This is a genomic window from Actinophytocola oryzae (assembly GCF_004364325.1).
GTDB lineage: Bacteria > Actinomycetota > Actinomycetes > Mycobacteriales > Pseudonocardiaceae > Actinophytocola > Actinophytocola oryzae.
The window spans coordinates 315,022-335,177 of the sequence record NZ_SOCP01000003.1; the positions used below are offsets into that span (position 1 = coordinate 315,022).

Below are 20,156 nucleotides of genomic sequence, written 5' to 3' on the forward strand. Positions count from 1 at the left end.
GGCGGGGCCGCCGCGGCACGGGGCTCAGGCGGCCGGTCCGAAGCGACGGCGGTACTCCGACGGGGACAGGCCGGTATGCCTTCGCAGCTGGGCACGCAGGTTCGCGGCGGTGCCGAACCCGCTGGCCGAGGCGACCCGGTCCAGGCGCAGCTCGCCGCGTTCGATGAGCCGGCACGCGAGCGTCACACGTTCGGTGGTCAGCCAGGCGAGTGGCGTGGTACCCAGCTCGGCGCGGAACCGGCGGTGCAGCGTGGCCTGGCTCGTCGCGGCCCTCGCGGCGAGGTCGGCCACGGTGATCGGCCCGTCAAGGCCGGCCCGTGCCCACTCCAGCACCGGCGCCAGGGACGTGTCCGGCACCGAGGGCACGGGACGTTCCACGAACTGGCGCTGGCCGCCGTCGCGGTGGCCCGTGAACACCAGCCGCCTGCTCACGGCGTTCGCGACCTCCGCGCCGTGGTCGCGGTGGATCAGGTGCAGGCCGAGGTCGAGGGATGCCGAGCTGCCCGCCGCGGTCAGCACGTCGCCGTCGTCGACGAACAGGACGTCCGGCGTCAGCGCCACCAGGGGGAAGCGGCGGGTGAACTCGTCGGCCCACTTCCAGTGCGTCGTCGCGGCGCGGCCGTCCAGCACGCCGGCCTCGGCGAGGGTGAACGCGCCGGTGCAGAAGCTCACCAGCCGCGCGCCCCGGTCAGCCGCGCGCCGGATGGCGGCGAGGACCGCAGGCCGCGACGGGCGGCCAGGGTCCGGGCGGTTCGGCACGATCAGCGTGTCCGCCCCGTCGGCGACGGCGAGGCCCGCGACGCCGGTCATGGTGAACATGCCGAGGTGCATCCGCACGCGGGGCCGCGCCGAGCAGACCGTGAAGTCGTACCACGGCCTGCCGAGCTCCGGCCTGCGCAGACCGAACAGCTCCGTCGCGACGCCGATCTCGAACGGGTTCGAGCCCTCGTCGACCAGCACGACCACCCGGTGCGAGAATTCTTGCGACATGTGCGATTCCTAGCACTCCCCCGCGGTGCGCGCCAGCCGCAGGATTGGCGCATGACAACCGCACCTGTCGACCTGCGGGCCGTCCTCGACGGCTTCACGCAGGCGTGGAGCCCGCGCATCGTGGCCTACGTCAACGACTACGACATCCGACTGGCCCGGTTCGCGGGCGAGCACGTCTGGCACGCGCACAACGAGACCGACGAGTTCTTCCTCGTGCTCGACGGCACCATCCACATAGGACTCCGTGACGTCGGCGGCGAGCGGACCGTCACCCTGCCGAAGGGCTCGGCCTTCGTGGTGCCCAGGGGGATGTTCCACAGGCCGTCGTCACCCGACGGCGCCGTCGTGCTGCTCGTGGAACCGACGGGCACCCTCTCGGTCGGCGACGAGCACGACGAGGTGCCCGACCACGTCGACGCCACCACCGGACACCCCGTTATCTGACCTTCACTCGAAAGCAGGCCGCGCCTGCACCACCCGGCGGAACGGGACGCGACCGTTAGGTCCCATTTCAGCGAGATGGTTACGACTTCCACACCTTCGAATGAATACTCCTGGTGAGCGGTCGGTCACGTCACGAGGAGGCCGGGCATGGATCTGGACGCGGCGGCCCGGCGGGACACCTCGCGGCGACGGAGGACCTCGGGCCCCCACCACGGCTGCCGATGACCGCGTCACTGGCCCGCGACTGGCTCGTTCGTGTCCACAGTGGACGAGCCGAGCTGGCCGACACGGCGCCGGTCATCGAGACGGCGACGGCGACCGTGTTCGCGTGCCGCCTGGCAGGCAGGCCGGACCCCATGCTGACGAGTGCGGTCGCCGTGCCCCGCAACGGTTCCATGCCGTTCCACCTGGCCACCGACGACCCGCTTGGCGACCTTGCCGGGCACGCGGCCGAGCCGACGCCACGGCCGCTGCGCAGGCAGGCCGCCCGCACCAACGCACGCGGCCGCGTGCTCGCCGTCGACGCGGCGGTGGACGGGTACCCCGCCTCTGCCGTGCCGTGGCGCCCGGACGACGAGACGGCAGGCTGGTGGGACCGGCTCGTCGGGCACTTCCCCGGCGCACGGGTCGGCGAGTGCGCGACCTGGGACGAGGTGGTCCGCGCGGTGGCCGCCACCGGCCCGGACACCCGTGGTGTGGTGTGGATCCGGCGCGAGGTGGCCGGTCTGGAGTTCACCGGGCACCTGGTGTACGCGCACAACAACGACGGCCAGGTGGTCCTGCTCGACGGGCAGACCGGCGGGTTGGCCAGGCTGGACACCGGCGGCGTGCGCGGGCTGCGGCTCGCGCGCTTCCACCGGCAGCGCCCCGGGGTGGGCGTGGAGCCGTGGCGCAGGTCCGCGCCGACGTTCCCCGCCGCGGTCGCGAAGGCACGTGCCTGGCTCGCCCTGCGGCACGCGGGCCAGCTGGTGCTCATCGCACCGAGCCCGTACGACGAGATGCGGCGTGGCTGGCTGTTCGCGTGCTCGAGCGCGCGGTACGTCACCTACCACGACTGGCGTGCGCAGACCCTCGACGGTGCGCTGGTGGTCCCGAAGGACGAGGCCGCGCCGTTCGGGCTGCCGAACGCCGAGCCGTGGAACTGGTTGCGGGACTGGGATCTCGGCGCGGTCGAGGCGGTGCCGGAGCCCGCTGCCGGCGGGCCGCCCTCGTGGTACGCGGAGACGATGCCCCGGCTGGGTCCGGTGCTGTCGACGTCGGTCCACCCGAACGGCGAGTCCGTGCTGGCCGAGCTGTCGAGGTTTCCCAGGGACGCGCGGGCGCTGGTGTGGCTGCGCCGCCGTGACCGGCGGGGGCGTGAGTCGGTCGGTGCGCTGTTCAACGCGTTGATCGGCGCGGCAGGCCCGATCCTGGTCGAGAGCTCGACCGGCCGCACCGCGGTGCTCGACCAGCCGGGACTGCTCGCCCTGCACGTTATCCGCTACCACTGACCGGAGTGGAAAAGGTTCGTCGCCCGGGTGCGAAAGCTCCACCCGGGCGACGAACCTGTTCAGTTAGTTGAACTGCACGAAGAACCCGGCGATGTCGAAGATCACATCGACGTATCCCGCGTTGTTGGCGAAGTTCACCGAGCGGTCGCCGACCGCGTTCTCGAACCCGATGCCGACGGAGACGGCGTTGGCCGCCGTCTGGCCGGTGACCAGGTTGAGGTTCGACGTGTTCGGCATCTGGGCGCCGCCCGGGTAGACGACCACGAACTGCGGGTTGCTCGGGTTCGTGGCGGTGACGTTGCCGACCATCCCCATGAGCGCCACCGGGTCGGACTCCTCGCCCCACCCGGTCAGCGCGATGAAGAAGTCCGGCGTGAGGCCGGCACCCGGCCGCGTGTCCATGGCGCGCTCCGGCGACACCGGCACGAACGGGAAGCCCGCGCTGGAGTCGTAGTAGCCCACCATGTCGGCGATCAGGTGCACGGTGCCGTTGCCGTTGAGCAACCGCACGGTCTTGTTCACGCCGAGCGGGACGGTGACCTGGTTCGGCACCGCCTCGCCGGGACCCACGTTCACGTTCGACGCGAGCGGCACGCCCGAGCCGGCCGGGTACGCGGTGACGAACGTGTTCGTCGTGGCGTTGACGCCCGTGAGGTTGAACGTCACCGCGGTCGCCGATCCCGGCAGCCACGGGAAGGCGACGTCGACCGTGCCCCCCGCGCCGACCGGACCACCGCTGTTGCGGGTGTCGAGCACCCGGCCCGGCGTCACCGGGTTGTACAGGGCGGCGAGGCCGTCCTGGTAGTACCCGGAGAGGTCGGCGATCAGGTGCGTGTTGCCCGCGTTGTTGAACAGCGTGACCCGGCGGTCGGCACTCAGCGCCACCGTCACCTGGTTCGCCCGGGTCTGGCCCGGGGACAGGTTCAGGTTGGACGCGTCCGGACGACCCTCGTCAGAGGGATACACCGTCACGAACGTGCTGGCCGTCGGCGCCGTTCCGGTCACGTTCAGCACTACCGAGGTCGCGTTGGCCGGCGTCAGCCCCGAGAGGTCCACCGACACGCTGCCGCCCTGGCCGACCGGACCGCCGGTGTTGCGCGTGTCGAGCACGCGCACCGGGGCGATCGCGGTGTACTCGGACGGGATCGGGTCGACGGCCATCCGCTTCGCCGCGCGGTGCGCCTGCACCTCGACGGCGTGCCGGTCCCCCGAGTCCGAAGACGGTGCGGCACTGGCGTTGGCCACGCCGGCCAACACCGTCGCGGCCGCGACAGCCCCCACGACCACAATTCTTCGACTGCCCATCAAACCACCTTCATCGTTGATTCACCTGGAATATCCCCGGGGCGAGCCGGCGCCCGCACGACCGTCCAAGCCGGACGACCGGGCGGGTGGTCACCGCCGTGCGGAACGCCACGAAAGCGCGCACTCGCACAGTTCCCCCCAACAGAAGCCCCGACCCGTAGGTGACGCGAACCTAGCCGAGCCGGTTGCCCGATGGGAACGTTTTTGTCAAGAAGTGCCAGAAAGTTGCGTGGCCTCGGATCTTGGCCACCGCCCCAGCCCGCGCCATGAGGGCGTCGTTCGGCGCGGCGGGGCGTCGGCCCTGGTCGTGGAGTCGGCGCCGCGGGGTTCGGCTGCTAGCCTGGTATGACAGCCGTCATAGGGAGTCCTGTCATGACGTACACCCCGAGGGAGCGCATGGTCTACAGCGCCGTGCAGCTCGTGCGTGCGCGCGGCGCCACCGGTACCGGGGTGCGTGACGTGATCGAGGCGGCAGGCGCGCCGAGGGGGTCGTTCCAGCACTACTTCCCCGGCGGCAAGGACCAGCTGGTCGGCGAGGCGGTGCTGTGGGCCGCGGACTACGCGGCCGAACGGGTGCGTGACTACCGGCGCGGCGCCCGTAACCCCACCCCGTCGGGGCTGTTCACCCACATGGCGAAGCTGTGGAAGCAGGACTTCACCGAGCGTGGCTACGAGCGGGGCTGCCCGCTGATGGCCGCCGCCGCGGACCTGGTCGGTACCGGGTCCGCGGTGACCACGAAGCTGCGGGAGGGCGTCGAGCGCTGGGAGGTCGCGGTGACCGAGGAGCTGACGGCGATGGACGTGCCCGCCCGGCGCGCTCGCCGGCTCGCGACGCTGATGGTCAGCACGCTGGAGGGCGCGATCATGGCGTCCCGGCTGCGTGGCGACGCGGGCCCGCTCACGACGGTGGCCGCGGAGCTGGCGCCGCTACTGGACAACTGACCGCACGTCGACGTCGATGGTCACGTCGCGGCCGTACCGCCTCCTGGCCACCACCGGCAGCGTGCCGGTCAGGTAGGTGAGCAGCGAGGTCCGGCACACCTCCATCCGCACGGTGGCGACCCCCGCCTTGGCCAGCACCGCCGCGACCAGCTCGCGGCCGACTCCCCGGCCCTGCCAGGCGTCCTCGACGATCACGGCGACCTCGGGCATGTCCGGCTCCTCGAACACGGGTCCCACGCTGGCCAGCCCCACGATCTCCCCGTCCGCCTCCGCCACCAGCGCGGTGTGCTCGCCGGACAGGCAGCACCGGAGGTAGGCGGGTGGGATCTCGGTGACCACGCCGTGGAACCGGTCGTACCGGGTCATCGGCGAGCAGCGGGCCATCATGCGGGACAGTTCCTCCGCGTCGTCGGCCTGCACGACCCTGATCACGCGGTCACCTCCGTACGGGCCTCGATGGCGCGCAGCACGGCGACCATGTCCGACGCACCGTGCCCGAGCGCGACCGCCTCGCCGAACAGGGCGTGGCACACGTCCAGGAGCGGCGACGCGGTGCCGTTCCGCCGCGCGGCCTCGGCGACGAGTCGGTTGTTCTCCAGCACGTTGGCGATCGACGCCTGCACGTCGAAGTCCCCGGCGACGAGCTTGGCCGCCTTGCCGCGCGACACGCTGCTGGCCATGGGGCCCGCGGCGAGCACGGCCTCGAACAGCCGGGCGGCCAACCCGTTGCGTGCGGCGAAGTGCACGGCCTCCGCGAGCCCGGTCACCATGGTGATGAGGTACAGGTTCACGGCGAGCTTCATCAGGAGCGCGTTCGGCACTGCCCCGCAGTCGAATGTCTCGTGGCACATCGGCGCGAGCAGCGGCCGGACCTCGTCGACCGCGTCACCCGCGAGCAGCCCGACCAGCTCGCCCTTGGCGGCGGGCACCCGCGATCCGGACACCGGGGCCTCGACGTAGCGCCCGCCCGCCGCCTGGATGTCGGCTTCGAGCCGGCGCGAGTACTCCGGCGAGGTCGTTCCCATGTGGACCACCGTGCGGTCGGTCACCATCGCGAACTCCGGCGTGCCACGAGCCAGCACCGAGTCGATCGCCGCGTCGTCGGCGAGCATCATCAGCACCGTGCTGGCCGCCGCGAAGACGTCAGCCGGCCGGGCCGCCACCTCCGCCCCCGCGTCCCGCAACGGCTCGCACCGCGACGGGGTGCGACTCCACACCACCAAGGGCGTGCCCGCCTCGGCGAGGTTCCGCGCCATGGGCAGTCCCATCACGCCGAGCCCGAGAAATCCCACTCGCACGGCCACCTCCGACCACTATGACAACCGTCATGATAGCCGGGTCATGACAGTTGTCATAGTGATCTGGCCGACTGGAGTGTGACGTGACGGTGACTGGACCGACCTATCGTCACGTGACACCGGCCGACGCGGACCGTCACGCCGAACCCGCAGCAGGAACGGAGAACACGACCGTGCCGGAGATCGCCAATCTGGTCGACTACTACCTGGCCAAGAACGAGTACGAGCAGAACTCAGCGCAGCCGAGGCGCCCGCTCGACACGAACGCGTCGCTCGCACCTTCGGTCGACTTCGCCTTCAGTCGGATTCCTGTCGAGAGTCGGGACTCGAGGGAGTCGAAGGAGGAGAGCAAGGAGGAGAACCAGGCCGACGATGGGACCCCATGGGAGCACCTCACCAGGAAGGATGTCGCCGACGGTGTCCCGGTTCTCATCCTGAACACGGACGGAACCTCCAGCGGCAAGCGCGGAACCATTTCTGGCGGCGAGGTGAGAAAACTGACCAGAACCGAAAGGTTGCCAGGGGGAGTCGACAAGAAGGTCGAATACGACGCCGTGTTCGTGACCACGGGCCAAGAAGCGGACACAAAGGAGACGGAGACAAGAAAGCGGAGGAAAGGGCAACAGTACCCGCTCGTGCGGCTTCGCCTGCCCGGGAGCTCCGACTCCGACCCCGAGAGCAAGCAGGAGATCGAGGCGGAGGTGAGCTACTCCGCCGAGGTCAGGGCTCTGCTGGAACTGTGGAAGACCAAGGGCATAGGCGACAGGATGGGCACGCCGTCCGCCGAGACCCTCCGGATGGCGAAAGAGGCCGCCGACGAGTTCAGCCGTCCGCCGAGGACAGAGGACCGGACCGTCTACCTCAAGGACGGCACCTTCGCGGATGCCGAGCGACTGTTCCGAAAGCTGACGGGTCCGGTCACGGTGACGGGCACCGCCGCCACCGCCAACCGCACCGCGATGAAGCAGATAGGTGGGGGCGCGAGCGCGGGCGACTCGACCTGGTACCTGCGCGAAGAGAGCAAGAACATGCACGAGATCGCCGCGACGATCGAACTCCAGTTGAGCGGGAGTGCCGGTAAGCACAGTTGCGAGTACAAGTTCGTGCGGTCGAGGGAGGAGACCAGCGCCGCGCTGGCCAGGATCGAGGGGTGGCAGGCCGATCCGGAAAAGGCGCGGACCATTCGCCGCCGGTTCGAGGTCGGACAGGACCCTCGGGACACCGACGTCACCGCGGACCTGGTCGGCGGCAGCTACGGCCGGGTGAGACGAGCCTACTTCGCCTCGATGGACGAGGTTGTGAGCAGGAAGGTCGACACGTACTTCAAGCCGGAGGCGTGGCAGAAGTTCGGCACGTACCCGGTGCGACAACGGCTCCTGTTCCTCAACCGCAACTTCACCGGTTCACGCGTGGACATGGAACGGCGGCAGGGAGACTCGTTGATCACGTCCAGGAAGGACCACGACCTCGCGGACGGACTGGCCCGCATCGACAACGTGCTCGCCTACCAGAAGAAGTCCCCGTCGCAGCAGGAGCCGGCGCGGGCGCACAGGGACGTACCGCCTGCTCGGATGGGCGGGGAACCCGTTCCGGTCGCCAGTGTCGGGCGACTGTTCTGGGATCGGTTCAGGGCAATGGACGCCACCCGGCAGATCGCGGTGATCGAGGGCTCGATCGACCGTGCCGGACGCGAGAAGTCCGATCTCGAGATCGCCGAGGGCCTGGCCTACCTCCGCGCCCAGCAGCCCGGCAAGGCCGAACCGGTCAGCAGGCTCCGCATCGCCGAGGTCGAGTTCGTCATCAACAGCGCCCATTCCTACAAGTTCCACGAGCACTCGATGGACAGCCATCCCGGGCTCGGCGGCACCCAGCAGGAGGTCGAGCTCGCCATCATGCGGCAGGCGCTCGAGCGCTACCGCGCCGACGCCCTGCCCCGTCCCGGACTGGTCGGCTCGATCTCGGAGTCGAAGCACGCGGTCGTCGTCAACGGCGTGCGGATCGTCTACCTCGCATGGTCTCCCGCCCCGGGATCGGGGTTGATCCACATACCCGACTACATGGCCAAGACAGAGGGCTAGGTTCAGAGCTTGACGGGGTACGCGGGCTCCGGCACCTGTACCTTGATCCGGTTCTCGATGAAGATGCCGTGCCACAGCATGAACACCAGCAGCGCCCACAGCTGTCGGCTCCGGTCGCGCTCCCCCGTCCGGTGCTCGTCGAGCAGGTCGAGCACCGAGCGGCGGTCCAGGTGCTCGTCGGTCTGCGACTCGGTGATGATGGCCCTGGCCCAGTCGTACATCTCGTCACGCAGCCACAGGCGGATCGGGACCGGAAAGCCCAGTTTGCGGCGGTTCAGCACGTGCGGGGGAATAATCCGTTTCAGTGCCTGACGCAGGGCGAACTTCGTCGTGCCGCCCGCCAGCTTCATGTACCTGGGCAGGCGCGACGCGATCTCGAAGACCTCGGTGTCCAGGAACGGCACCCGAAGCTCCAGCGAGTTGGCCATCGTGACCTTGTCGGCCTTCACCAGGATGTCGCCGCGCAGCCACGTGAACAGGTCCACGTGCTGCATGCGTGCCACCGGGTCCCAGTCCTGCGACGCCGCGTACCAGGGGGCGGTCACGTCCTTGAAGCCGATGCGCTCGTCGTAGCGCCGCAGCACCGCACGCAGCTGCGCGTCGCGGAAGTTGCGGGCGTTGCCGTAGTAGCGGTCCTCCAGCGACAGCGCACCCCGGCGCAGCAGGTCCTTGCCCCGCACGCCTTCCGGGATCTTCGTGGAGATGTTGCCCAGCATCTTTCGCATGCCGTCGGGCATCTTCTCGAACGGCGCGAGCGACACCGGCTCGTTGTAGATGGTGTAGCCGCCGAACAGCTCGTCGGCGCCCTCGCCGGACAGCACGGCCTTGACGTACCGGCGGGCCTCCCGCGCGATGAACCAGAGCGGCACCAGCGCCGGGTCCGCGACGGGGTCGTCCAGGTACCACACGATCAGCGGCAGCGCGGACATCATCTCCTGCGCCGACACGGTCTTCACCACGTGCCGCACGCCGATGGCCTGCGCGGTCTCGGCGGCGACGTCGATCTCGGAGTAGCCCTCGCGCTCGAAGCCGGTCGTGAACGCGATCAGGTTGGGGTTGTGCTCCTTCGCGAGCGTCGCGGTGGCGGTCGAGTCGATGCCGCCGGACAGGAACGCGCCGACGGTCACGTCGGGGTCGGAGATCATGTGCTTGCCGACCGAGTCACGCATGACCGCGGCGATCTCGTCGTACAGGCGCTCCGAGTCGGGCACCGGCCGCGCGTCGAAGCGGGGGAAGAAGTAGCGCTGGAACTGGATCCGCTGCCCCGGCCGCACGTGGAAGAACGTGCCGGACTCGACGCGGCGGATGCCGACGTGCATCGACTCGGGCTCCGGCACGTACTGGAGCACGAGGTAGTGCTGCAGTGCCCGCCGGTCGACCTCCTCGCGCACGCCGAGGGGGCCGGACAGCTCCAGCAGGCTCTTCTTCTCGCTGGAGAACGCGACGCCGCCGGGGCCGCCGGACCAGTACAGGGGCTTGATGCCGAACGGGTCACGCGCGCCGAAGATGACCTTCTCCTGCGCGTCCCAGATCAGGAACGCGAACATGCCGCGCAGCTTGTTGACCGAGTTGGGCCCGAGGTGGTGGTAGGCGGCGACGATGGCCTCGCCGTCACCGTTGGTGCGGAACCGCGCGCCGAACCGGTCGGACAGCTCGCGCCGCACGTCCCGGTAGTTGTAGATCTCCCCGTTGAAGTTCAGCGTGTAGCGCGTCGGGTTCTCCGGCGGACCCCAGACCAGCGGCTGGTGGGAGTGCTCAAGGTCGATGAACGCGAGCCGGTTGAAGCCGTAGACGACCTCGCCCTGCGCCCACGTGTCCGTCTCGTCCGGGCCGCGGTGGCGCTGGCACCGCATGGCCGAGCGGACGGCGTCCCGCCTGGCGACCGCGTGGTTCTCAGTGGCACATATCAGTCCAAGGAGGCCGCACACGCGTGATCTCACCTCGTTACGTCATTGGGGAATGGGCTCCACTATGCCGCATTCACCCTGCGTGGCTTCGCCGTGGCGCTACTGTTACATTTGACTACTATCTGTAACGATGGTGTCCACGAGCGCACCGACCGTGCCAGGAGCGGTCCGGCTTGGAATACTCGGGGCGTGAGTCCTCTCGGTTTGCGGTTCGTCGGGCACTCCACCGTCCGGGTGGAGCTGGCCGGTCATGCGGTGCTCACCGACCCCGTACTGACCAACCGGGTGTCGGTGCTCTCCAGGGTCACACCGCCGAGCACGATGGCCGACCGGGCCGATGTCGACCTCGTCCTGCTGTCCCACCTGCACGGCGACCACATCCACCTGCCGTCGCTCCGGCTGCTGTCACCACACGTCCGGGTGGTCGTACCACGCGGCGCGGGTGACTGGCTGCGATCGAAGGGCATCCGCCGGGTCGACGAGCTGGCACCCGGTGAGGTGCTGGAACACGGTGACCTGCTCATCCGCGGTGTGCGTGCGGACCACTCCGGGCACCGCTGGGGACCGCGCCTCACGCACGGGCCGCAGGCCCAGGCCATGGGGCACATCATCGAGGGCGCGGGCCGCAGGGTCTACGCGGCGGGCGACACGGACCTGTTCCCCGATATGGCGTCGTTCACCGACCTCGACGTGGCGTTGCTGCCGGTGTGGGGCTGGGGGCCGACGCTCGGCCCGGGGCACCTGAACCCGGAACGCGCCGCCGCGGCCGTCGACCTGCTCAAACCACGCGTCGCCGTCCCGGTCCACTGGGGCACGCTCGCCCTGACCGGCCTGCCCCAGGCACCCGGCAAGCACGGCAGGCGCATGCGCCACCTGCTCGAGCGGCCGCCGAGGGCCTTCGCCGAGGCCGTCGAGGAACTCGGCCTGTCGACGAAGATCCTGGTCACGGCCCCCGGGGAGACCGTCCGCCTGCCGGGCGCGGTGCCTGAATGAGCAGAGCCTGTGTTTCGGCCGGGGTCTCGGCATGAGCGCGGCAATGCGGAACGGGTCATCACGCACAGCGACCAGCGTGAGTGGAACCCACCGAGCGACTCCGCGACCACCTGGCCACTGGACGCCGGTGCGGTCCAACCCACCGAGCCGTGAGCCGAGCCTGCCGAGCGAACCACCGCGCCCCGCGACGCCCGGGGCGGGCGAGGAGCAGGCAGATTGCCGAGCGTTCCCGAGAAAGAACCAGTACAAGAACCGCACGAGCACAGCTCACGGAGCGTGCGGGGTGCCGGCATGAGCGGGCTCTTCGGGGTCGACTGGAGTCATCCCTCCTCCATTGGCTACCCCGTGATCTTCGGTGGGGTGCTGATCGGGTCGATCGTGCCGATCATCCCCACCGGGGCGGTCGTCGGCGCGGGGGCGGCGCTCGCCGTGAGTGGCGGGGATCTCAACCTCGTCCTGGTCATCCTGGTCGCCATGCTCGGCGCACTGGTCGGCGACCTCGTCACGTTCGCGGCAGGCCAGGGTGGGCGTGGCGCGCTCACCCGGTTCTTCGAGAAACGGCAGTCGGCCGAAAAACTCGCCTCCGCGCGCGAGAAGTTCACCCAGAAGGGTTGGCTGCTGGTCGTCGTGGGCCGCATGGTGCCTGCCGGGCGCATTCCCGTGCTGCTCGCGGCGGGTGCGCTCAGCTACCCCTGGCGACGACTCGTCCCCGCCGCGGCAGGCGCGTGCCTGCTCTGGGCGGTGGCCTACGCGCTGCTCGGCGTGGTGAGCGGCGGCCTGTTCGACAACCCGCTCGTCGCCACCCTCATCGCGACCACCCTCATCCTCCTCGTCACCGTTGTGGTGGGACTGCTGGCCCGCCGCAGAGAACGCAGGCGGGCGAGCAAGGAGCACGACCGTGCCGGCAGTACCTGACCGCGGCAGGCTCCTGCGCGGCGGCCGCGAGCTGGCCCGGCTCCTGCTGGTCTGGGCCCTCGTCGCCGTCGCGCTGCACCTGCTCGACCTCTGGCTCGAGGACTTCGCCCTGCCCTACTGGTGGCAGCCCACCGCCTTCGCGGCCATCCTCGGCGTGCTCAGTGCCGTCGTGTGGCCGCTGATCATGCGGTTCGCACCCCCGGGTGCGGTGCTCGTACTCGGGCTCGGCTCGTTCCTGCTGCTCGGCGCCGGGGTCCTGGCCATCTCGTTCGCCGTGCCGGACGTCATGGTGGCCAACCTCGAGACCGCCGTGAAGGTCGTGGTGGTCATCGCCGCCGTGGCGGGGGTCGTGTCCAGCGTCCTCGCGATCGACGAGGACGAGGTCTTCTTCCGCCGCGCCGCCCGCCGGTTCCGCCGCGACGGCGCCGACAAGGGCGAGGAGCCGCCGGGCGTGCTGCTGCTGCAGATCGACGGCCTCGGCTACGACACCGCGCGCCGCGCCGTCCGCGACGGCGACCTGCCGACGCTGTCGCACTGGATCGAGAACGGCAGCCACGCGCTCGTCCCGTGGCACTGCGACTGGAGCTCCCAGACCGGCGCGAGCGTCTGCGCGCTGCTGCACGGCTCCAACGACGACATCCTCGGTTTCCGCTGGTACGAGAAGGACAGCGACCACGTGATGGCGTGCGCGCACCCGGTCGACGCGGCCGAGATCGAACGCAGGCACACGAGCGGCATCGGCCTGCTCGCGAACGGCGGCGCGGCCCGCGGCGGCCTGTTCACCGGCGAGGCCGACCACGTCAGCTTCACGATGAGCGCGATCCCGTTCCTCACCAAGGCGAAGAACAAGGACTCCATGGGGTCCGGCTACTACGCCTACTTCGCCAACCCCGTCAACGTGCTGCGTACCTTCGGGGCCGCGCTCGTCGACGTGCTGCGAGAGATCTCGGCGTCACTGCGGCAGAAACGCGCCGGGGTGCGGCCGAGGGTCAAGCGCGGCCCGTTCTTCCCGTTCGCCCGCGCGGGCACCACGGTGATCGCCCGCGACCTCGTCGTGTCGGCGATCATCGGCGACATGCTGGCCGGCCGCCCGGTCGTCTACGCGGACTTCCTCGGCTACGACGAGGTCGCCCACCACACCGGCATCGAGCGGTTCGACGCGCTGGCCGTGGTCCGGTCCATCGACCAGCAGATCGGGCGGCTCTACCGGGCCGAACGGCTCGCGCCGCGCCGCTACCAGCTGGTCGTGCTCTCCGACCACGGCGTGACGCAGGGCTGGGCGTTCAGCCAGCGCTTCGGCGAGTCGATCGAGCAGCTCGTCGGCAGGCTGTGCGGCGGGCACCCCGAAGCCAACGGCAAGCGTGAGCCGCAGCGCTCGGCGTGGCAGCTCGGCGCCGCGATGGCCGAGGCGTCCACCGGCGCCGGTCCGATCGCGATGGCGTTGCGTGCCAGGTCGAACCGCCGGTCGCACCCTCCCGACCGGCACCGCACCGACGAGGGGCGCCCGGCGGCCGTGGCCCGTGCGGCGCCCGGGGTGGTCGTGGTGGTGTCCGGGCACGTCGCGATGGTGTCGTTCACCGAGCACCCCGGCCGCGTCGACCTGGAGACCATCGAGAGCGAGTACCCCGACCTGCTGCCCACGCTCGTCGACCACGCGGGCGTGGGTTTCATGCTGGTCCGCAGCGCCCGGTCGGGCCCGGTCGTGCTCGGCCGCGACGGCGTGCGGCGCCTCGCGGTCGACGGTGCCGACGCCGTCACCGGCGAGGACCCGCTGGCCCGCTACGGCCCGCACGCCGCCGACCTGATCCGCCGCACGGACGGTTTCGCGCACTGCCCCGACATCGTCATCAACAGCCGGTACAACGAGATCACCGACGAGGCGTCACCGTTCGAGACACACGTCGGCTCGCACGGCGGCCTCGGCGGCGGCCAGTCGCGCGGGTTCCTGGTGTACCCGGCCGGGCTGCCCGCCCCCGGCGAGATCGTCGGCGCCGAGCGGCTGCACGAGGTCGTACGGGACTGGCTGACCCACCTCGGGCATCCCGCGCCCGAGCCGGAACGTGTGAAGGTGGGCGAGGCGTGATCCCCGACTACGGTGTCCGGTCGCTCGCGGAGGTACTGCCCGGGCTGCTCGACGGCGCGTTCGGCCTCGAGCCCGCGCGGGCCGTGGCGCTGCTGCTCGTCGACGGGCTCGGCGCGGAACTGCTCGCCGCGCACGCCGAGTTCGCGCCGTTCCTGTCGTCGCTGTCGGACGCGGGCCCGCTCACCGTCGGCTTCCCGTCCAGCACGGCCATCAGCCTGGCGTCGATCGGCACCGGTCTGCCGCCCGGCGGGCACGGGCTGCTCGGCACGTCCCTGCGGCTGTCGGACGAGGTCGTCATGGACACGCTGCGGTGGACCGAGCACGGCACGCAGGGCAAGGTCGACCTGCGGGAGTCGTGGGTGCCCGAGACCGTGCAGCCGGCGGGCACGGTGTTCGAGCGGGCCGAGGCGGCGGGGATCGCCGTGCACGTGGTGTCACAGCCGGCGTTCGAACACTCCGGCCTGACGCGGGCGGTGCTGCGTGGCGGCGCCTTCGTCGGCACGCACGCGCTGGGTGACCTGGCGGGCGGGATGCTGGCCGCGCTGTCGGAGCCCGGCAGGCAGCTGGTGTACGGCTACCACGCCGACCTCGACGCGATGGGCCACGTGTACGGGCCCGGCTCGGTGCCGTGGCAGCTGCAGCTCGCGCAGGTCGACCGGCTGGTGGAGTCCCTCGCGGCCCTCCTGCCGGAGGACACCCTGCTCGCGGTGACCGGCGACCACGGCATGGTGACCATGACCGACACGGTCGACGCGGACACCCACCCCGACCTGCGGACCGGTGTCGCGGCGCTGAGCGGGGAGCCGAGGGCGAGGCACGTGCACGCGGAGCCGGGCGCGGCGGCGGACGTGCTCTCGGCCTGGCAGGAGGTGCTCGGCGACGCGGCGTGGACGGTGTCGCGTGAGCAGGCCGTCCAGGAGGGCTGGTTCGGGCCCGTGTCCTCCCGCTACACCGACCGGATCGGCGACGTCGTGGCCGCCGCGCGAGGCGGCTTCGGGGTGACCAGGACCAAGGGCGAGGCGTTCCTGTCGAGCCTGGTCGGCCAGCACGGCTCGCTCACGTCGGCCGAACAGCTGGTGCCGCTGCTCGTGGCGCGGTCGACTTCCGTGTGACGACGGCGTGCGGTAGACCTGCTGCATGCCGCTGCTCACGGACCTGCTCGACGCCATCTCCGGTGGTCAGGTCGAGATCGTCGACCTCACCGCCCCGCTCTCCCCGGACACCCCGATCCTCCAGCTGCCGCCGCCGTTCTCGAACACCATCCCGTTCTCGCTGGAGCAGATCAGCCGCTACGACGAGGCAGGGCCCGCCTGGTACTGGAACAACATCCACACCGGCGAGCACACGGGCACCCATGTGGACGCGCCGGTGCACTGGGTGTCCGGCAAGGACGGTGCCGACGTCTCCCAACTGCCGCTCGGCAAGCTCGTCGCGCCCGCGGTCGTGGTCGACGTGTCCGACCGGGTCGCGGAGAACCCGGACTTCCTGCTGGAGATCGACGACGTGCGGGCGTGGGAGTCGGCCAACGGCGCGCTGCCCGCCGCGTGGTTCCTGCTGCGCACCGGCTGGGACGAGCGGTCCGCCGACGCGACGCGGTTCCTCAACACCGACGAGACCGGCCCGCACACGCCAGGTGTGTCGGCGGAGTGCGCGCGGTGGCTCGCCGAGGACACGCCCGTGCTCGGCCTCGGCGTGGAGACGGTGGGCACGGACGCGGGTGCCGCGCACGGCTTCGAGCCCGCGTTCCCGTGCCACAGCTACTTTCTGGGCGCGGGCAAAATGGGCCTGACCCAGCTGCAGAACCTCGCGACACTGCCGCCGACGGGTGCGGTGCTGGTGGTGTCGCCGCTGCCGATCGTCGGCGGCTCCGGCAGCCCGGCCCGCGTGTACGCGCTGGTCGAGCGGTGAGAACCACCGCCGAGCTGGTCGGCGCGACGCTCGCGGACCTCGGTGTGGCGCAGGCGTTCGGCGTGGTCGGCAGTGGCAACTTCGTGGTGACGAACGCGTTGCGGGCAGGCGGTGTGCCGTACGTCGCCGCCCGCCACGAATGCGGTGCCACGGTCATGGCCGACGCGTACGCCCGCATGAGTGACCGCCTCGCCGCGGCGACGCTGCACCAGGGCTGCGGGCTGACCAACGCGATGACCGGCATCACGGAGGCGGCGAAGAGCCGCACGCCGCTGCTGGTGGTCACCGCCGACACCGCGGGCGCGGCGGTGACCGCGAACTTCCGCATCGACCAGGACGCGGCGGTCCGTGCCGTCGGTGCGGTGGCGGAGCGGGTGCACGCGCCGGAGTCGGCGGTCGCGGACACCGTCCGTGCGTACCGGACGGCCGTGCACGAGCGGCGGACCGTGGTGCTGAGCCTGCCGCTGGACGTGCAGGCGGCCCCGGCCGTGCCCGCGCCGGTACGGCTGCCGGACGCACCCCGACCGGTCCGTCCACACGCCGACGGGGTCGCCGCGCTGGCGGAGGCGCTGCGGCAGGCGAGGCGACCGGTGTTCGTGGCGGGACGCGGTGCCCGGCACGCGGGGGCGGAGCTGCGTGCGCTGGCCGACGCGGCCGGGGCGTTGCTGGCCACCTCCGCGGTGGCGCACGGGTTGTTCGCGGACTCCCCGTGGTCGGTGGGCATCTCGGGTGGCTTCGCGTCGCCACGCACGGCGTCGCTGGTCGCCGGGGCGGACCTGGTCGTCGGCTGGGGCTGTGCGCTGAACAGGTGGACGACCAGGCGGGGTGAGCTGCTGGGTGGGACGGTCGCGCAGGTGGACCTGGACCCGGCGGCGTTCGGTGCGCACAACCGGGTGGACCTGGGCGTGGTCGGTGACGTGGCGCAGACGGCGCGCGATGTGCTCGGCGTGCTCGGTGGGTCCGCACAGGACGGGTACCGCACGTCGCCGGTCGGGGCGGTCCGGCTGCGGGACGAGCCGTTCGACGACCGGTCCACGTCGGACCGGATCGACCCGCGCACGCTGAGCGTCCGCCTCGACGACCTGCTGCCGGCCGACCGGGTGGTGGCGGTGGACTCGGGGAACTTCATGGGTTACCCGAGCGCGTACCTTTCGGTGCCGGACCAGTACGGTTTCTGCTTCACGCAGGCGTTCCAGTCGATCGGCCTCGGTCTCGCGACGGCGGTCGGGGCGGCGCTGGCCCGGCCGGACCGGACGACGGTGGCGGCGCTGGGGGACGGGGGCTTCCTCATGGGCATCGCGGAGCTGGAGACGGTGACTCGGCTGGGGATCCCGATGGTGGTCGTGGTGTACGACGACGCGGCGTACGGGGCGGAGATCCACCACTTCGGCGCGGACGCGGACCTGACGACGGTCACGTTCCCGGACACCGACCTGGCCGCGATCGCGCGGGGTTTCGGCGCCACCGGGGTGACCGTCCGCACGACCGCCGACCTCGACGCCGTCACCACGTGGTGCGACGGCCCCCGCGACCGCCCACTCGTCATCGACGCGAAGATCACGAACGACGGCGGCTCGTGGTGGCTGGCCGAGGCGTTCAGGTAGCGCAACCTCGCCCCACGGGCAGACGCGTGCTGGTCACTGCCAGTACGGACCCCTCGAGGTGGGTTCGAACATGTTGTACGCGTACTCGGAACCGATGAGTAGACCGAAGTTGCGATCTCCCACGACGAGACGCACCATGTTCTCGTCGACCACGTCGAGACCCGCGGCAAACCTGAAGTAGATGCGTTCGTTGATGGACTCCATCTTCGTGAAGACCCGGAACGAATTCTGCTTCTCGATGCTGTTGCAGGTCAGGTTCACCACGTAGTGGATGACCTTGTTGCCCTTGTCGTAGGCCAGGTTCGAGTCGTCTTCCGGCGCGGCCGCCGCGAGCGAGACGAGGTGGACGTTGCCGGCGATGTCGGTCAGGAGCGCCATGCTGTCCGGGCCGGGCGAGTTGATGCGGGTGGTGAAACGTTCACTGAAAGTACAGTTCGGATCGGACAGCGGCAGTGGAACCGACTCCAGTACACGTATCTTCCCGTCCGTGTACACCGCCAGGACGTACCTGCGGTCAGCGCCTTCCCCGATGTCGGTGATGCCGACGCAGCCGGCGTCGAAGTTGGACAGGTGCAGTTTGGTCTCGACCAGCTTCGGACTGACAGTTCGGGACATCTTGGACAGATCGAAGAACACGACGGCACCATCACTACTGGACTTGCCGTTGACGGCTACCGCGAGAAAGTCACCGATCACCTGGCAGCCGCCGGGATGGCTCAGCCCGAAGGCTGGGATCGGTACCGTTCGGTTGCCCCCGTGGTAGGCACGACCGGAACGGCTCATGATGTACAGCTCACCGGAGCCCCTGCTGTTGTTCCTGGGCAGCAGCAGCCAATTTCGATAGATCGCGGCCGACTGGAAATGCAGATCAACCTTGTTGGTCTGCTTGAGGGGCGCGGTCAGCAGCTTGCTGTACACCCCCGATCTGGGAATTTCGTTCAGGGACCACTCGATACTTCTGATCCGGGTGGCCCAGGGACGCACGGTGGCGGCCTGGAAAGCGGTGATCCCGCCGCCCTCGAAACGTGTGGACCGCAGTGCGACGATCAGGCCGAACTCGCCGTAGTGCACGCGGAGGTCCCCAGCGGCCTGAGTGTGGTTGCGGTCCGAGATGCTCGTCGGCGGATCGTTTCCCGCGCCCGAGTACGTGAGGATGTTGTCCGGACGGTCTTTGTCGCGGAACAGGACGACGAGTTCGTCACCGAAGATCCCCACGGCGGGCGAATGGTCGGTGCGGGCTTGGCTGTTGATCGCGGGCGTACCCCAGGCTCTGCCGTCGGCCGAACTCGAGACCGCTACCTTCCCGTCGGCGGTGAAGACCGCGTAAACCTTGTTCGCGTGCGAGAGAAGTGAAGGGCGCGGGCCTGCCTTCTGGGCGAACGGCTGTTGGGGAAGCCAGGTCTCGCCACGTTCGGCGATGGTCAAGTCGATCTTCTTTTCCACGCCTTCACCCGCGGGCCGGAACAGCACGACGATGGCATCGTCCTCGGCCACACAGATGGCCGGCCGCATGGATGCGTTCACGTTGAGCACATAGGCCAGACCGTCCGCGTCGTCCCAGTTGGTGAACCTGGCCTGCAGTCTGAGGTACTGCAGGGCCCCCAGCTCCTCCCCGTCGTCGAGGAAGAACACGTACAGACCTTTGAAGTGCTGAACGACCACCGGCTGGGCGTGTCGAAGACTGACCCCGGCGTGCTCGGTGATGTTCTTCGGAGCACTCCACGTGCTGCCGTCGTGAACACAGGTCATGATGGCACTGACCGACGGGTCGAAGTAGAACAGGTGAAGCTTGCCCTGGTACACGATCGCTTCGGGCGCCGAGATCGACTCCGCGACCGCGGAATTGGCCCCACGCACTTCTTGGGGTGCCGACCAGGTCGCGCCGCTCGATGACACGCAGAAGGCGAGCGAGTTACGACCCTTCATCAGGAAGAATATGTAGCTCAGACCCTTGAACTGAATGACGGTCGGCGCATGTTCGGTCAGTGCGTCGTAGTGTTGAAGCGTGAGATCGCGCATTCCGGACCAGACGATTCCGCTGTCGGATCTGTGCACAACCGGTTCCACGGCCACCATCGCCCCTGCCCCGCCCTCCCACAATAATTCTGCCCGAATGCCGATTTTCGCACGCACCTCCTTTCACCGCTATCACACGATCAGGCGTCGCCCAGCCCTGTGGGACCGCACCCTTCTCCGGTC

16 protein-coding genes are annotated in these 20,156 nt (G+C 70.1%); 10 read left to right on the plus strand and 6 right to left on the minus strand.

The features are described 5' to 3' along the window. Positions 1-24: 24 nt before the first annotated feature. Positions 25-990, minus strand: coding sequence for a GlxA family transcriptional regulator (locus CLV71_RS08885; RefSeq protein WP_133902152.1), 966 nt, complete (start codon positions 988-990; stop codon positions 25-27). 51 nt (positions 991-1,041) lie between these two features. Between CLV71_RS08885 and CLV71_RS08890 the strand changes: the two genes are divergently transcribed. Together CLV71_RS08890 and CLV71_RS08895 are read left to right on the plus strand one after the other, a co-directional pair. Beyond that, entirely contained in the window at positions 1,042-1,434 is a 393-nt protein-coding gene (locus tag CLV71_RS08890) for a cupin domain-containing protein (RefSeq protein ID WP_133902153.1), read from the plus strand. 221 nt (positions 1,435-1,655) lie between these two features. Then, a complete protein-coding gene (locus tag CLV71_RS08895; RefSeq protein WP_133902154.1) occupies positions 1,656-2,924 on the plus strand; it encodes a toxin glutamine deamidase domain-containing protein in 1,269 nt (422 codons plus the stop codon). 63 nt (positions 2,925-2,987) lie between these two features. Here CLV71_RS08895 and CLV71_RS08900 read toward each other — a convergent pair whose 3' ends face one another. Beyond that, positions 2,988-4,229 (minus strand): hypothetical protein, encoded by a 1,242-nt coding sequence (locus CLV71_RS08900; protein ID WP_133902155.1) that lies wholly within the window; start codon positions 4,227-4,229, stop codon positions 2,988-2,990. 372 nt (positions 4,230-4,601) lie between these two features. On the opposite strand from CLV71_RS08900, the gene CLV71_RS08905 reads away from it, so the two are divergent. Next, positions 4,602-5,171 (plus strand): TetR/AcrR family transcriptional regulator, encoded by a 570-nt coding sequence (locus CLV71_RS08905; protein WP_133902156.1) that lies wholly within the window; start codon positions 4,602-4,604, stop codon positions 5,169-5,171. Here CLV71_RS08905 and CLV71_RS08910 read toward each other — a convergent pair. Together CLV71_RS08910 and CLV71_RS08915 are read right to left on the minus strand one after the other, a co-directional pair. Beyond that, positions 5,157-5,603, minus strand: coding sequence for a GNAT family N-acetyltransferase (locus CLV71_RS08910; RefSeq protein ID WP_133902157.1), 447 nt, complete (start codon positions 5,601-5,603; stop codon positions 5,157-5,159). The two genes, CLV71_RS08905 and CLV71_RS08910, sit on opposite strands and share 15 nt — an antisense overlap. Then, positions 5,600-6,469: an NAD(P)-dependent oxidoreductase gene (locus CLV71_RS08915; protein WP_133902548.1), complete on the minus strand. Its 870-nt coding sequence runs from the start codon at positions 6,467-6,469 to the stop codon at positions 5,600-5,602. Before CLV71_RS08915 ends, CLV71_RS08910 begins: the two co-directional genes overlap by 4 nt. 113 nt (positions 6,470-6,582) lie before the next feature. Between CLV71_RS08915 and CLV71_RS08920 the strand changes: the two genes are divergently transcribed. Beyond that, the gene (locus tag CLV71_RS08920; RefSeq protein WP_208297480.1) at positions 6,583-8,547 is read left to right on the plus strand and encodes a hypothetical protein; all 1,965 of its coding nucleotides are present in this window, start codon (positions 6,583-6,585) and stop codon (positions 8,545-8,547) included. 2 nt (positions 8,548-8,549) lie between these two features. On the opposite strand, the gene asnB is transcribed toward CLV71_RS08920, so the two are convergent. Then, positions 8,550-10,475, minus strand: coding sequence for an asparagine synthase (glutamine-hydrolyzing) (gene asnB, locus CLV71_RS08925; RefSeq protein WP_133902549.1), 1,926 nt, complete (start codon positions 10,473-10,475; stop codon positions 8,550-8,552). A gap of 168 nt (positions 10,476-10,643) precedes the next feature. Here asnB and CLV71_RS08930 point away from each other — a divergent pair, with 168 nt between their 5' ends. From CLV71_RS08930 to CLV71_RS08955, 6 genes are all read left to right on the plus strand, one after another. Next, positions 10,644-11,447 carry an MBL fold metallo-hydrolase gene (locus tag CLV71_RS08930; protein WP_133902159.1) on the plus strand — a complete coding sequence of 268 codons (804 nt, stop codon included), beginning with the start codon at positions 10,644-10,646 and terminating at the stop codon, positions 11,445-11,447. A 291-nt stretch (positions 11,448-11,738) separates the two neighbouring features. Next, positions 11,739-12,362 carry a DedA family protein gene (locus CLV71_RS08935; protein ID WP_133902160.1) on the plus strand — a complete coding sequence of 208 codons (624 nt, stop codon included), beginning with the start codon at positions 11,739-11,741 and terminating at the stop codon, positions 12,360-12,362. Next, positions 12,346-14,445, plus strand: coding sequence for a phage holin family protein (locus CLV71_RS08940; protein WP_133902161.1), 2,100 nt, complete (start codon positions 12,346-12,348; stop codon positions 14,443-14,445). The genes CLV71_RS08935 and CLV71_RS08940 overlap by 17 nt, the downstream gene beginning before the upstream one ends. Further along, positions 14,442-15,557, plus strand: coding sequence for an alkaline phosphatase family protein (locus CLV71_RS08945; RefSeq protein ID WP_133902162.1), 1,116 nt, complete (start codon positions 14,442-14,444; stop codon positions 15,555-15,557). The genes CLV71_RS08940 and CLV71_RS08945 overlap by 4 nt, the downstream gene beginning before the upstream one ends. A 25-nt stretch (positions 15,558-15,582) precedes the next feature. Then, a complete protein-coding gene (locus CLV71_RS08950; protein WP_133902163.1) occupies positions 15,583-16,353 on the plus strand; it encodes a cyclase family protein in 771 nt (256 codons plus the stop codon). Beyond that, positions 16,350-17,957, plus strand: coding sequence for a thiamine pyrophosphate-binding protein (locus CLV71_RS08955; RefSeq protein ID WP_133902164.1), 1,608 nt, complete (start codon positions 16,350-16,352; stop codon positions 17,955-17,957). Before CLV71_RS08950 ends, CLV71_RS08955 begins: the two co-directional genes overlap by 4 nt. A 33-nt stretch (positions 17,958-17,990) precedes the next feature. On the opposite strand, the gene CLV71_RS08960 is transcribed toward CLV71_RS08955, so the two are convergent. Further along, entirely contained in the window at positions 17,991-20,090 is a 2,100-nt protein-coding gene (locus tag CLV71_RS08960) for a hypothetical protein (RefSeq protein ID WP_133902165.1), read from the minus strand. Between the last annotated feature and the right edge of the window lie 66 nt (positions 20,091-20,156).

What these genes read in the sequence shown, in the direction of transcription:
- CLV71_RS08895 (WP_133902154.1), top strand. Translation starts at nt 1,656, where the DNA reads ATGACCGCGTCACTGGCCCGCGACTGGCTCGTTCGTGTCCACAGTGGA.
- CLV71_RS08885 (WP_133902152.1), bottom strand. Translation starts at nt 990, where the DNA reads ATGTCGCAAGAATTCTCGCACCGGGTGGTCGTGCTGGTCGACGAGGGC.
- CLV71_RS08905 (WP_133902156.1), top strand. Translation starts at nt 4,602, where the DNA reads ATGACGTACACCCCGAGGGAGCGCATGGTCTACAGCGCCGTGCAGCTC.
- CLV71_RS08890 (WP_133902153.1), top strand. Translation starts at nt 1,042, where the DNA reads ATGACAACCGCACCTGTCGACCTGCGGGCCGTCCTCGACGGCTTCACG.
- CLV71_RS08900 (WP_133902155.1), bottom strand. Translation starts at nt 4,229, where the DNA reads ATGGGCAGTCGAAGAATTGTGGTCGTGGGGGCTGTCGCGGCCGCGACG.
- CLV71_RS08935 (WP_133902160.1), top strand. Translation starts at nt 11,739, where the DNA reads ATGAGCGGGCTCTTCGGGGTCGACTGGAGTCATCCCTCCTCCATTGGC.
- CLV71_RS08950 (WP_133902163.1), top strand. Translation starts at nt 15,583, where the DNA reads ATGCCGCTGCTCACGGACCTGCTCGACGCCATCTCCGGTGGTCAGGTC.